Annotated in this window: 12 protein-coding genes and 1 tRNA gene; 8 read left to right on the top strand and 5 right to left on the bottom strand. The window is 40.5% G+C overall.

Annotated elements, in window-relative coordinates; translation table 11 throughout:
- Nucleotide 1 precedes the first annotated feature (1 nt).
- The 3 genes from PHH40_01950 to PHH40_01940 are packed head-to-tail and all read right to left on the bottom strand — an operon-like array spanning nucleotide 2 to nucleotide 3,510.
- Entirely contained in the window at nucleotides 2–1,573 is a 1,572-nt protein-coding gene (locus tag PHH40_01950; protein MDD2766512.1) for an HlyD family efflux transporter periplasmic adaptor subunit, read from the bottom strand.
- 43 nt (nucleotides 1,574–1,616) lie between these two features.
- Nucleotides 1,617–2,318, bottom strand: coding sequence for an ABC transporter ATP-binding protein (locus tag PHH40_01945; protein MDD2766511.1), 702 nt, complete (start codon nucleotides 2,316–2,318; stop codon nucleotides 1,617–1,619).
- A gap of 4 nt (nucleotides 2,319–2,322) precedes the next feature.
- Nucleotides 2,323–3,510 carry an ABC transporter permease gene (locus tag PHH40_01940; protein MDD2766510.1) on the bottom strand — a complete coding sequence of 396 codons (1,188 nt, stop codon included), beginning with the start codon at nucleotides 3,508–3,510 and terminating at the stop codon, nucleotides 2,323–2,325.
- 130 nt (nucleotides 3,511–3,640) lie between these two features.
- Between PHH40_01940 and PHH40_01935 the strand changes: the two genes are divergently transcribed.
- The 8 genes from PHH40_01935 (at nucleotide 3,641) to PHH40_01900 (ending at nucleotide 10,630) form a co-directional block, all read left to right on the top strand.
- Nucleotides 3,641–4,300, top strand: a complete 660-nt coding sequence (locus PHH40_01935) for a 4'-phosphopantetheinyl transferase superfamily protein (protein ID MDD2766509.1) — start codon at nucleotides 3,641–3,643, stop codon at nucleotides 4,298–4,300.
- Complete coding sequence (locus PHH40_01930; protein ID MDD2766508.1) at nucleotides 4,290–4,541, top strand: phosphopantetheine-binding protein; 252 nt, start codon at nucleotides 4,290–4,292, stop codon at nucleotides 4,539–4,541. Before PHH40_01935 ends, PHH40_01930 begins: the two co-directional genes overlap by 11 nt.
- A 21-nt stretch (nucleotides 4,542–4,562) precedes the next feature.
- On the top strand, nucleotides 4,563–5,228 hold the full coding sequence (locus PHH40_01925; protein ID MDD2766507.1) for a hypothetical protein: 666 nt from the start codon (nucleotides 4,563–4,565) through the stop codon (nucleotides 5,226–5,228).
- 52 nt (nucleotides 5,229–5,280) lie between these two features.
- Nucleotides 5,281–6,153 (top strand): ThiF family adenylyltransferase, encoded by an 873-nt coding sequence (locus PHH40_01920; GenBank protein ID MDD2766506.1) that lies wholly within the window; start codon nucleotides 5,281–5,283, stop codon nucleotides 6,151–6,153.
- Nucleotides 6,154–6,168: 15 nt separating this feature from the next.
- The gene (locus PHH40_01915; protein ID MDD2766505.1) at nucleotides 6,169–6,798 is read left to right on the top strand and encodes a lysophospholipid acyltransferase family protein; all 630 of its coding nucleotides are present in this window, start codon (nucleotides 6,169–6,171) and stop codon (nucleotides 6,796–6,798) included.
- Between the two features lie 150 nt (nucleotides 6,799–6,948).
- A complete protein-coding gene (locus PHH40_01910) occupies nucleotides 6,949–7,302 on the top strand; it encodes a hypothetical protein (protein MDD2766504.1) in 354 nt (117 codons plus the stop codon).
- Between the two features lie 71 nt (nucleotides 7,303–7,373).
- Entirely contained in the window at nucleotides 7,374–8,426 is a 1,053-nt protein-coding gene (gene queA / locus PHH40_01905; GenBank protein ID MDD2766503.1) for a tRNA preQ1(34) S-adenosylmethionine ribosyltransferase-isomerase QueA, read from the top strand.
- 80 nt (nucleotides 8,427–8,506) lie between these two features.
- Nucleotides 8,507–10,630, top strand: a complete 2,124-nt coding sequence (locus tag PHH40_01900; GenBank protein MDD2766502.1) for a sodium:proton antiporter — start codon at nucleotides 8,507–8,509, stop codon at nucleotides 10,628–10,630.
- Between the two features lie 338 nt (nucleotides 10,631–10,968).
- Here the strand turns inward: PHH40_01900 and PHH40_01895 are convergent.
- Both PHH40_01895 and dnaX read right to left on the bottom strand, forming a co-directional pair.
- Nucleotides 10,969–11,040: transfer RNA gene (locus PHH40_01895), tRNA-Gln, on the bottom strand.
- Nucleotides 11,041–11,149: 109 nt separating this feature from the next.
- Nucleotides 11,150–12,844, bottom strand: a complete 1,695-nt coding sequence (dnaX, locus tag PHH40_01890; GenBank protein ID MDD2766501.1) for a DNA polymerase III subunit gamma/tau — start codon at nucleotides 12,842–12,844, stop codon at nucleotides 11,150–11,152.
- Nucleotides 12,845–12,975: the final 131 nt, after the last annotated feature.

Here is a 12,975-nt window from a genome sequence, read left to right as displayed (position 1 = left end):
GTTAAGGAAGTTTCGGATAACGAAGCACAGTATCTCCTTGTTTGATCGAGGCACCAGTGATTTCCAAGGTATTTTCTCCTGACAATCCCGTAGTCACCTCCTGCTCTTCTGTGCCTGTGGTAGACACTTTCTGGATGTATTGTTTTCCATTTTTTTTGTAAACAGCACTTTTCGGGACCTGGAGAGCGGTGGTAGCACCAACACGAATCTCTACTTCTCCTGTCATACCTGTACGCCACTCAGGCTCTTGTTTTTTGAGTGTAGCGAAAGCTCGATAATAGATACTTTCATTTTTTGAGAGTTCATTGGGCTCGATAGTATCGATCACCCCTTCGATAGGAGGATGGTTTGGAAAAGCGCCAAGTGTTAGGTGTACGATATTGCCAGTAGTGACTCCAGCAATATCTTCTTCTGGAATATCAATCTGTATCTGAAGCGCACCAGTAGCGAGATAGACGGCTGGTTGGTGAGCACTCAGTCGTTCACCCGTATTGGGATAGATTTTCTTCACAATGAGGTTATCCTGTGGAGAAACGAGAGTTGCTTGGAGGAGTTTTTCGTTCGCAATATCGAGCATTCGTTCTGCTTCTTCAAGCTGGAATCGACTCATATCGATGTCATAAACGACGTTGCCTGATCCTTGTACATCAAGTTCACTTTTGACCAGCGTGAGACTTTGTCCTGCATTCTGATAGGCATTGAACATGGCAGAGAGATTGCTTTTCGCAGTACTGACATTGGTACGAGCGAGCGTCAGTGCTGATCGCCAGTCGGTGAGCAGTTCTTCGGTAAGTGATCCTGAAGCAGTTGTTTTATTGAGTCCAGATGCGAGATTATCGAGATATTTTCTGATATTTTCAACTTTTTTTTCTGCAGAGGTATGCGCTTTGGTGAGATTGTCTGATGTATCCAGACCATCTACATCGTTTTTGAAATCCGAGAGTTCTCCTTCGAGAGACTTGCGATCAGTCTCTATTTCATTTTCGAGATCGGTATCACTGAGGATAAAATTGATTTGAGGAGCATCACCCGTAGGATCGACCAGTGTCCGATCCGAGAGATTGTGCAGTGCGTCATCAGTGGTGACGTAAGCATTTTGTAGTGCATCGACGAGATTTTTTTTGCTCCCAGAAAGAGAGGTTTTGGCACCTTTCACTTTGTCGGAAAAAACAGCAATCTCACCACTTCGTACTCCAGCCCTGGCTTGAGCAAGATTGGTGGTGCTTTGGTGTACGAGAGCGAGAGCTTTTTGTCGTTCGAGTTCGAGCTCTGTCGTGTCGAGTTCGAGGAGAGTGCTTTGAGCAGATACGACGAGTCCTTCTTGAACAGAAATGGATTCTACTCGACCAGGAAAAGGAAATGACAGTTCGAAATCATCTAAAGCAACGAGTTTGGCATTGTTGATAGTAATTATTTTTGTGAGCTCACCACGTTCTATAGCGACAATATTTTTGTCTTCAGTGGGTTGTCCTCGTAATCCAAAGAATGAAAAATCTGGAACCAAGAAAAATGTTCCTAAAATGAGAACAAGGCAAGTAAAGAGGATACTAAAAATAATGAGAGAAAGTTTCATTGTAAGGAAATAGTATACCTACAGTATACAACATCAAGAGGAATTAGGCGATTTTTTTTGTAATTATTTCTGCTACTTTTCCATCACGAATAATGATTTGTCGATCAGCTTGTTCTGCTTGGAAAGGTTCGTGAGTCACGAGGATGAGTGTCCGATGGAATGTGGTCTGTATATGGTGCAGTATATCCATAACATCCTGTGAATTCTTTGAGTCGAGATGAGCGGTTGGTTCATCAGCAATAATGAAAGGGGATTCTTTGGCGAGAGCTCGTCCAATAGCGACTCGTTGCTGTTCGCCACCAGAGAGATTTTTCGGGTAAAGATGCGCACGATTTTCGAGGTGGAGATATTTGAGTATTTCGAGACCATCCGCTTTGGCTTTTTCGTAGCTTTTTCCTTGGAGTTCGAGTTGAAAGACGATATTTTCGAGAGCTGTGTAGTTGTCGATGAGATTGAAAAATTGGAAAATAAATCCAATAGACTGGAGACGGAAAGTATTTTTCTCCTTCTCGTTTAATTGATGAACATTTTTTCCATTGAAAAGTATCTCGCCAGAGGTTGGATCATCGAGGAGGCCAATGAGATTGAGGATGGTACTTTTTCCTGATCCAGAACTTCCTGTGATTGCGACGAATTCATTCTCATAAATCTCGAGGTTGATACCATTCAAGGCCATTGTCGAAGATACGCCTGCTCCAGAATAGATCTTGGTGACATCTTTGAATTGAATAATGGGTTTTTGCATAGATTTAGGTGCTACGGAGTGTATCAATAATTTTTTGTTTCGAAGCAAAAAAGGAAGGGATAAGTCCGCCGAGGAAAGCCGAAAGGAGGAGAATGAAGAAATAAAGAATATTTTTCTGCCAATCAAGTACGGTATGGAAGTCACCAATCAAAAGTGGCACTGAGTGTGAAACAGAATAAGAATGAATAACGAGAAAGAGGAGAATACCAAGGAGATAGGAGAAGACGAAGTATAGGACCGATTCCAAGACGTAAATGGAGACAATAAAACGAGTGGTAGCACCCATTGATTTCATGATTCCGATTTGACGTTTTTTCTGAGAAATATTGATAAATATGACGATGGCGATGATAAAGAAAACTGAGAAAATCAGAAGAGATGAGATGAGAAACGTGATGTAATATACGGTTTGCATAATGCCTTCGACATAGCCTGATTCCTCGATCCAATTATGGACGATAACATCAGGATGTCTTTCGGCAATCGTTTTTTTGACTGATTCTATCTTTTCTTCCTCTGAAACTTTGACAACAATAGAACTGTTGCGACGTTCGACAGATATTCTCTCCACCTCATCTTTTTGGAGCATTGCAGAGAAATTAGCAAGGAAGTTTTTTCCATCAATGATACCTTTGATACGATATTCTTTGACACTGCCGTCGTTACGAATGAACTGGAGCTTTTCTCCTACAGAAAGACTTGATCCATCATACGGACCTCCTATGAAGCTATCAGCAAAATTGAGACCCAGTATGATACTTTCTGAATCCATTGTAATATCGAGGAATTGGCCTTGGATGACGGTAGAGGGGAGTCCGGTAGTGTAGGCCTCTGCTCCCGTATCAACACCAATAAGTGAAAAAGGTGCACTGATTTTGTCTTTGTATTTAAATGTTCCATCAGCTGACGCACGCACACTCACTGCTTCTACATACTGAAGTGTCTTGATATCTGATATGATGTCTTCAGCATGATCAATAGATGGCTTCTCTTCCGTTGGTATAATGAATATATCTCCTATCCAGCCCTTTACTCCTTTACTGAGCATCTCTTGAAACCCAGCGAGGATGCTATTGGTTGCGAGTACCGATGTAGAAGCAATAGCGAGACTGATAACAACCATAGTAAAAATAGCGCGAGCTTTGCTGAAATCACGAAGGACAAAAATGATGACGAGAAGAAGATAACGCATAATATCTACCCATTATATTAGCATATTTCCTGTCCTTTTGCATTGATTTCCGTTCTTATCATATACTGAAGATGGAGAAGAAAGAAAGAGTAGTGATACCGCTTATTTTTATTTATTTTTTATATAGAATATGTTCTATTTTTGGGAAGAAGAAATATCTTCGGTATTGATGAAACAAAGTCTGTCTCCGAAAGAACAGAGTCAGTACGAGCAATTGTCAGAAAAAAAACAGCCTGACTGGCTTGCTGGACGGATAGCTGCCAAACACATCATCTCGCAGATGATTCGGAATCAGTGGCATAGAGAGGTTGCGCCAATCGACATAGAAATTATCAGTGATTCTCATACGAGGCCAGATTTCCGTATTCTTCATCATGATGATATTGTTTTTCACTCAGAATATTCTCTGTCTCTCAGTCATACGAAAGGAAAAGCAATCGCTGGATTGTCTCTTATAGAAGAAACAGGGTATGTCGGAGTGGATATAGAACACGATCGAGAGTGTACAGAGGCATTTTCGCGATCATTCTTGACTCCTAAGGAATATGATTCTTGTATCCGTTATCATATTCCATTTCTTCAGATATGGTGTTACAAAGAAGCTTTCCTGAAGGCAATTGGAGCAGGACTCGCTCTCCATCCCCATGCCATAGAAACAACCATAAATAATCGAGGAGAACTTCTTTCTTTGATACAAGATGGTCAGGAAAGAAGGATACGGCCAGAGAAACTGAGTTTTCCAGGATGTCCATTTGGTGCTATACTTTATGTAGAACCGTATGGAGAATAATGACGAAACAACCGAATCAAGGGTACTCGCAATTGTTTCGCGTGTTTTTAATAAACCATTGAAAGATCTAGATTTTTCTTTGCGAATCGATGACTTGGCAGAAGATTCGATTGCGATGTTCAGTCTCATCACAGCATTTGAAGAAGCTTTCCATCTTGAAGCGAATTATATCGACCTCATCAATATTGAAACGCTCGGTGACATAGTGACGTATTTGAAAAAATCGCAAATAAAACACTGATAAAACGGTGAATATATTTTTATGAAATCTGAAGCGAGAGAACTGTTACCAGCAGAAGCATATGTCGATCTTGTCTCTAATCCTCTCATTGACCATTGGTCACATATTCGTTGTGGATCGTATACAGCTGAATGGGTTGCCAAAGCTGTAGGTGTCCGCTCTCTTTCTTCGAATAAATTGCTTCGAGGTCCGGTGTGGTTTGATTTGTTTCGTCCTGTTTTTCCCCGTGATATGAAAGAGCTATTCAAAGCTCATAATATGACGACTCTCGAGATCCGACTCGACGCTATAACAAATGAAGAACGTCTCGAATGGATTCGCACGGAGATAGCTCTCAAGAAGAGGCCTCCCGTGCTTTTGATTCGAGCAAACACGCTTCACTGGATAGCTGTTGGAGGATACAGCGATGTAAAGAAAGTGTTCTATATTTATGATTCTCGTATTGGATCAGATTCTTTCGATAATCGTCTTCCTATTGGAAATATGGAAATGCCATACGACGTGCTGTTGCAAGAGTGGAGTGGTCGTTGGTTCCTTCGTTATGTCGCATTGATTATTACCAATGTTCAGGTGAGAGATCTCAAAAAAGAGAAAATATCTTCTATTCTCGAATCGTATGCAAGAGGAGAACTGATTCAGAAAGTACCTCTACAGTCGAGTATGAGCCAATCCAGACATTCAGATTGAGTGCATTTATTTGTATGTAGGACACCCATTTTTTATTAAAAGTAAAAATCTTATGTTGAACGAAAATGAGTTTTATGCAGAGGCATTTTCGAGAAATAATGGATTGTTGACACCGGAACAACAGGCGCAATTGAGAAATATGACGATAGCGATACCTGGACTCGGGGGTGTAGGAGCTCTTTATGCCAGTACTTTCGCACGTCTCGGATTTGGAAAATTTCATATTGCTGATCTTGATACGTATGAAGTGGTGAATATCAATAGACAGCAATCGGCAACAATGGATACCGTTGGTACACCGAAAGTAGAAGCGGTGGAAAAAATGATTCATTCTATCAATCCGTATGCAAAAGTGACGACTTTCCCTCAAGGAATACATACTGAAAATATCGATTCTTTTCTCTCTGGTGTTGATGTTGTTGTTGATGCCCTTGATTTTTTCGCTATTGAGACTCGTCGGATGCTTTTTTTATCTGCTCGGGAACAGGCTGTTTTTGCGGTATCAGCAGGGCCAGTTGGTTTTGGCTCTTCTATGCTTGTTTTTGATCCTCATGGAATGAGTTTTGATGAGTATTTCGATATTTGTGATGAACAAACAAAAGAAATGCAATTGCTTCGTTTTGGACTTGGTCTGACGCCGACACTGCTTCAACGACGTTATTTCAAACCCGAAGGCGTCGATTGGAAAGAAAAGAAGGCTCCTTCACTCGTGACAGGGACACTCCTCTGTGCCAATCTTGTTTCAACAGAGGTTCTGAAGATACTTTTTCATCAGAAAGTATACCCTGTACCGCACTCTCTTCATTTTGATCCGTATCTGCGAACACTGAAGAAAGTCTATATTCCTTTCGGAAATAGAAATCCATGGCAGAAACTCAAACTTTTTGTCGCTCTTCAAATTTTGAAATCAAAAGGACGTATTTAATACTTTTTGTAGAGTATGACTATGAAACAGGTTCAGAAATATACACTCATCGAATATGGTCGTTCGCTCGTCCAAATATTCTTACATATTGTGATGTCATACCCAGTACGGATTTTGTACGGTACGAATAGGACATTGCCAGAAAATCTCAATATACTCAACAGAGGAGTGCTCGTTGTTTCGAATCACCAATCAATGGCAGATCCCTTCGTTGTTTTGAGCCATATTCCTTTCCGATCTTTTTTGAAACTCGTGCCTCTCTATTTCCCTGTTGATAACAAAGAATACAATCGGTTCTATTTTAAGCCATTTTTGAAAGTGCTTGGTGGGTATGATATCGGAGAGACAAAAAAAGAAAAACTCATCGGTCTTATGAGAACACGTGATTTTCTCAAACGAGGTAGAACGATTTTCCTTTTTCCAGAAGGAAAAATTAACAAAGAATCGATAGGAGATTTCCAGCGTGGTATAGAATTTTTTATGCAAAGTAGTAATGGCGTTATTTTCGTTCGTATGGATGGTTTCGGATCGTATTGGGATATACTCACACGAAAGAAGCCAACGATGAAATTCAGTCAGATATATAGTTTTGATACTCATCCGATAGGTTGTCGAGAAATCAGAATGCTCTTCGAAAAAATCTAAGGATTGAAAAATATATGGAGTTATGAAAATGAAAAAATAATACCACAAAATATTTTATCGTTATTTGTACAGAAGAGTTTGTATAGACAGAAGAGTTTTTTTCTGGTAGAGTTTTTACAAAGTACTTTTTCACCATTCGAGGAGTGTATCATGCAAACTGTCGTTCCTGAATACCATACAAAAACAATCAAGTTGCTCCGCGAATCAGCGGAATATGAATCTGTTGCTTCCCTTTATATCGAACAATTACAACAGAAAATAGCGAGTATTGATATTATTCGTCACAGTTTACTGTATGAATTGGATGAATACTATATCGATCTTCTCGAGAAGGGCTTGCGACCCCATGCACCACTGGTGGATGCACGTTTCGAAAATTGCTTCAAAGAAGCGCGACGAGAAGTTTATCAGTATTTTGAATTCACGGTCGCAAGACTAGAATCCCAGATACGCCAATCTCTACAAATAGTCGAAAATCGAAAAAAGAGTGATGCACCTCTCTGAACGAGAAGTGAATAATGATCGAGAAAGGTTTAGTGTACTGCATTGAACCTTTTTTCTTTCGAAAATTTTTTATGAAAATGATTGATCTCAAGAAATATGATTACACGCTTCCTGATTATTTGATCAGGAAGCAAGGTATTGAGCCACGTGATAGTGCACGATTGTTTGTTTATGATACGAAGACGGATGCGATTACTTTTGATACCTTTCGTCATATAGCGAAGTATCTCCCAAGACAGTCTCTTGTGATGCTCAATAATACGACGGTATTGCCTGCACGACTCTGGCTCAAGAAAGAAACTGGCGGAAAGATAGAAGTATTCGTCCTTGCCAATGAGATAGAAGATGAAAAATGTATTCCGGTACTCGTCGATCGTAAGACGGAGAAGGGTCAAAAACTCTTTTTCACGAATGGAGATTTTTTGGAAGTGATTGATCAGAAAGAGAATCTCTTTTTTGTGAGACTTGTGAGTCAAGAAAATATTTCTCTTCAAATATTACTCGAGACATACGGCGAAACACCACTCCCACACTATCTTGAGGGAGCAAATATATCAGAAGATGTATTGCGAAAACGATACCAAACGGTGTTTGCTAGAGATGGAGCATCGGTTGCCGCGCCGACAGCATCGCTTCATTTTACCGATGAAGTATTTCAGTCTCTGGAAGAGAAAAATATTGAAACTGATTTTTTGACACTGAATGTGGGACTTGGGACATTCGCACCGCTTGCAGATGAAAACTTCATAACCAAAAAACTTCACACAGAATTTATAAATATTTCTCTCGAAACAGCGCAACATATTGATGCTGCAATGGATGAGAAGAAGAATATTATTGCTGTCGGAACAACAGCTCTTCGTACCCTTGAATCCTCGATGTGTGATCAGAGAATTTTGCCACAGAATGGAAAAACAGAAATATTTATTTATCCACCGTACGAGTTTCGTGTAGTGGATATTCTCGTGACCAATTTCCATCTTCCAAAAACATCACTCATGCTTCTTGTAGATGCATTTTTGCAAGATAAAAAAGCAAAAAAAAGTATTGTCGAATTGTATCAGATAGCTATAGCAAATGAGTTTACTTTCTATTCTTTCGGAGACAGTATGCTTATCCTTTGATAGCCTTTCTTTTGACAGTTATGGGAAGAAGGCATAGAATAACATGGTGTTTTTGAAATCAATCTTTTAAAGAAAAACGTATGGCGATCGAAATAATTCTCGCTCTTTTTGTACTTATTTTTATTTCGGTCGGTACCTATTTTTTTGCAGAGCGTTTGCATATTCCTTACACGCTTCTGCTTGTACTTGTTGGGACACTCTTGATCCCGATTTCTCATATACCACTCTTTCATTTCATTCAGAGTTTTCAGCTTACCCCGGAGCTTCTTTTTTTTGTTTTTCTCCCAATACTCATATTTGAATCGGCGTACAATATGAAGTTCCGAGATCTGACGGACAATGTTCGATCGATTTCACTTCTCTCAATAGTCAGTCTCCTCCTCTCGACATTTTTTATTGCGTTTGTACTGTTTTTTGCACTCCAGTGGATTCATTTCCCGGTGCCATTTTTTGTGACACTTATTTTTGGAGCACTGATTTCAGCGACCGATCCAGTTGCTGTACTCGCTCTTTTCAAGCAATTTGGAGCACCAAAACGACTCTCTCTTATTTTTGAAGGGGAGAGTCTTTTCAATGATGGTACCGCTATTGCATTGTTCCTTATCGTCATTGATATCGCTTTGAAAGGATTCCATGGGATAGAATCTGTCGCACAGGGTATATTTATGTTTTCGACGATGGTTGTTGGTGGTATCGGATTTGGACTTTTGATGGGATTTGTCTTTGCCAAACTGATACAAAAAGTACACGATAACGAAAATATCGAGATTACACTGACGATGCTTATGGCGCATCTCACTTTTATACTCTCAGAACTCCTCTCTCGTCATCTCATTATTGGAGGGCAGCATATTTATCTTTCCTCTGTTATTGCGACAGTAATGGCATCAATGGTTATCGGGAATTATGGAAGATGTAAAATCTCTCCACGAGTCGAAGAATATATGGAAAAATTCTGGGGATACTTTGCTTTCATTGCGAATTCTCTTGTTTTCATATTGATGGGATTGCTCTTTGCTGGACTTCCTATACATTTTTCTCAATTTGTGTGGCCTATCATGGTGACGGTACTCGTGGTTATGATCGGGAGAGCTCTCTCTATTTACCCTGTCATTGGTTTCTTGAATAGAACAAAAAAAGAAGAACATATTCCTCTTTCTTGGCAACACTTGCTCTCATGGGGAAGTCTCCGAGGCGCACTTGCAGTGACGATGGTACTTCTTATCCCTAATGATCTGACGCTTGCTGGATGGGAATACTCTTTCTCAATCAAAGAGTTTATTTCAGCTCTGACTATTGGTTGTGTTTATTTTACACTTCTAGTAAAAGCGACCAGCATTGGAAGTATGATCAAAAAAATGAAACTCGATCAATTGACCCCACTCGAGATGGTTGAATACCACGAGAGTCGAGCTCTCGTCTATGCTCAGACGCTTGAAAAATTGAAAGATTATCGAACAAAGGAATTTGTCGATGAAGAAGTATATACGAAACTCAATGCTGAATATAGCGCAGAATATGAAACTTCTTTATTAGTACTACGTGATGATTTTCGTAAAAATGGTTATTCTCTCGAATCAGCACTGAGTATGTATGCTCTCGGTACCGAGAAGCGTTTTCTCCTGAAGCTTTTCATGTACCGTGAAATCTCTGAACCAGTATACAAGAAAGTGCTCAACAAAATCGAAATGCAGATGGCTCGTGTCGAGAGAGAAGAACATCAAATACAAGATATTAATGAAGTTTTTTCGCCAGATTGGTTCGAACGAACAGTATCTTTCTTTCGAGATTTTTTGATACCGATGAACGACCGGAAGAAAACAATCAACGAATATCATTATTATCGTGCTCAGAAAATCATTGCATCCAAAGTCCTTCATCGTCTCCATACACTGACGGAACATTATTGCGGAGTGTTTGGTGATGATATTATCGTAAAAAAGGTTATTGCGCTGTATGTGCAATTCGAACAAGATGCTCATGAAAAGATGCTTCAATCAGGAGAAAAAATGAAAGAAGAGCTTCGTTGGGAAAATGAAAAGGTAGGAAGGAGAGGATTCTTTAAGGCAGAAGAACATTTCTTGGATGAAATAGTAGAACGTGAGATGTTGCCTCAGAAAATCGCATCGATGCTCTACGAAGAGTTCAGGCACAAGGCGTACAAGAAAAATAGTACACAAGAAGATCTGATCACAATATCGTAGAATATAAAATCCGCACCTAATTTATTTCAGGCGCGGATTTTTTTATGCTGACCACGTTGCTCGCGAGCGACGATGGCTGGGGAGGCAGGGAAGCGGATGCGCTCTATATCGTTGCGAGCAGGGATTTTATAAGAGGGGGAGGTAGGGATCGAACAGCGCACTTTGTGCGCTCTAAGAACCCCTCGGTTCTCAGCGGACTAAAGTCCTGCTCTCCGCAACGGAAAAACTCCCGTTTTTCCGACCCTTTTCCCTTTTACTGTTCGCTCCATTCCTCCTACAACAAATAAAACTTAAAGAGGTATCCAGACGACGGATACCTCTTTAAGTTTTATTTAATGCTGGGGAGGTAGGGATCGAACCTACGAATGGAGGCTTCAAAGGCCCCTGCCTTACCACTTGGCTACTCCCCAATATCAATTAACAGCTAACATGTAACAAAAAACAAAAATTCACGGATCGAGTCTTTTCTGTTAATTGCTAGCTGTTACTTGTTTCATGTTTTGTGTTACTTGCTTATTGTCAACTGTTCTCTGTTCCCACGAGTTTTCCTCCAAGCATTTCCATTGCCTGATTGATGAGAGGATTGTCGATTGTCGATACTTGTTCTTGTGTAGCTGTGTGATTCTCTGTTGGTGTGATAGTACTTGTTTCCAACATGATTTTTATCCGTGTTTTTGACTTCAGTATCGTATCAAAGGCGGTAGCAAGTGTCAATTGATTTCCAGCTTCATCGAGCCGTTCTTTGTGAAAAGGATATTTGACAGCAATGGTTATGATATTGCCAGTTGTTTCGATAGGACGAGCGGTTGTGAGAGCGAGTGTGAGAGAGGCATTGAGCTTTTTGGCTGTAGTGAGCACTTCGTGCCAATTTTTCTGAACGGTTTCGAGAGTGATTTGAGGAAAGGTATTTTCTTTTTTTGTGAGTACCTCATTATTCTGTTCCGACACTTCTTCTCTTGCTGGTATTGTCGTGTGTTTTTGTTCTGTGAGTACAGAAGAATCACTTGAGATTGGTGTTGATGTAACGGCAGGAATAGCTGTAGTTTCTTTTGATTGTGTTGTCGGCTGTTTTGTCTCCGAGGAGGTTATTTGAGGTGTTTGTTCTGAAAGAGGTGTTTTCTCTGAGAGGATTTTTACGACAGCAATCTGTAGTGGTAATTCTGGAATGACCGATGTTTTGCTAGCAATTTGTGCAATTTGTACGTATTCGAGCATACTTACTACCTGTATCGGAGAGAAACTCTGTGCGAGAGAAACGAGACTTTCTTTTTGTTCATCGGTGAATGTATCGAGTTCTTGGATTCCATTGACAGAATCAGCAGAGACGAGCAGGAGATCCCTCAAGTAGTGGAGAAAGACACCGCAGAAGACAGAGAGGTCTGCGCCATCAATGGAGAGCTTGCTTACAAAATTGAGGCTTGGGTAGAGTTCGTTTGTGGCAATGAGACGCAGGAGCGTGACGATGTTTTCTTTTTTAGTTGTTCCGAGCACTTCCATCACCTTTTCTTCGGTAATCGGAGACGCCTCAAGAGAAAGGATTTGCATGAGGAGTGATTCTGCATCACGCATCCCTCCTTCGGCAGTGAGAGCGATCATTTCAAGTGCTCCTCGATCAATATTCAATTTTTCTTCTTTCGCGATTCTTTCCAATTTTTCGACAATGCTCTTGACTGGAAAACGAGAAAGATCAAACCGTTGACAACGAGAGATGATAGTGTCAGGAATCTTGTGAAGGGCAGTGGTAGCGAGGATGAATATGACATGTACTGGTGGCTCCTCAATAGTTTTGAGGAGAGCATTGAAAGCGCTCGTCGAAAGCATATGGACTTCGTCGATGATGTAGATTTTGTGCGAACCGAGTGTTGGAGGGAGGGCAACAGTTTCTCTTAATTCTCGAATATTATCGACGCTATTATGCGAAGCCGCATCAATCTCAATGACATCGAGTGAGCGACCTTCAGAAAAGAGGAGACAATGTTCGCATTTATTGCATGGTTCGGCGGTACCGTTCCTTTGAGAACAATTGACAGCTTTGGCGAACAGTCGAGCGAGTGTTGTTTTTCCTGTACCACGTGGTCCGGTGAAGAGATAGGATTGGCCGACGCGTGCGAATTGAAGAGCGTTGGTAAGCGTCGTGACAATATGTTTTTGTCCGACGACATCTGCGAATGTCTGAGGACGGTATTTGCGATAAAGAGTAGTGGATGTAGACATTGTTTTAGCTTATTAGCTTATTAGCTTGTAGCTTCTTAAAGCACTCCGATTACAATAATGTTATTGTACACTTTTTTAGATTTTTAGAAAAGAAAAAAGCCCATTGAGGAGCTTCTTTCTGTTTATTTTTC

It is taken from the genome of Candidatus Moraniibacteriota bacterium (genome assembly GCA_028688415.1).
Classification (GTDB): Bacteria; Patescibacteriota; Minisyncoccia; order Moranbacterales; family UBA1568; genus UBA1568.
The sequence above is the reverse complement of the archived record's forward strand: the minus strand, read 5'-3'. Positions and strand labels throughout refer to the sequence as shown.

Bases quoted from the DNA above. Each gene is read 5' to 3' on its own strand.
- PHH40_01950 (MDD2766512.1), bottom strand. From the start codon at position 1,573: ATGAAACTTTCTCTCATTATTTTTAGTATCCTCTTTACTTGCCTTGTT.
- PHH40_01945 (MDD2766511.1), bottom strand. From the start codon at position 2,318: ATGCAAAAACCCATTATTCAATTCAAAGATGTCACCAAGATCTATTCT.
- PHH40_01940 (MDD2766510.1), bottom strand. From the start codon at position 3,510: ATGCGTTATCTTCTTCTCGTCATCATTTTTGTCCTTCGTGATTTCAGC.
- PHH40_01935 (MDD2766509.1), top strand. From the start codon at position 3,641: ATGTTCTATTTTTGGGAAGAAGAAATATCTTCGGTATTGATGAAACAA.
- PHH40_01930 (MDD2766508.1), top strand. From the start codon at position 4,290: ATGGAGAATAATGACGAAACAACCGAATCAAGGGTACTCGCAATTGTT.
- PHH40_01925 (MDD2766507.1), top strand. From the start codon at position 4,563: ATGAAATCTGAAGCGAGAGAACTGTTACCAGCAGAAGCATATGTCGAT.
- PHH40_01920 (MDD2766506.1), top strand. From the start codon at position 5,281: ATGTTGAACGAAAATGAGTTTTATGCAGAGGCATTTTCGAGAAATAAT.
- PHH40_01915 (MDD2766505.1), top strand. From the start codon at position 6,169: ATGACTATGAAACAGGTTCAGAAATATACACTCATCGAATATGGTCGT.
- PHH40_01910 (MDD2766504.1), top strand. From the start codon at position 6,949: ATGCAAACTGTCGTTCCTGAATACCATACAAAAACAATCAAGTTGCTC.
- queA (MDD2766503.1), top strand. From the start codon at position 7,374: ATGAAAATGATTGATCTCAAGAAATATGATTACACGCTTCCTGATTAT.
- PHH40_01900 (MDD2766502.1), top strand. From the start codon at position 8,507: ATGGCGATCGAAATAATTCTCGCTCTTTTTGTACTTATTTTTATTTCG.
- dnaX (MDD2766501.1), bottom strand. From the start codon at position 12,844: ATGTCTACATCCACTACTCTTTATCGCAAATACCGTCCTCAGACATTC.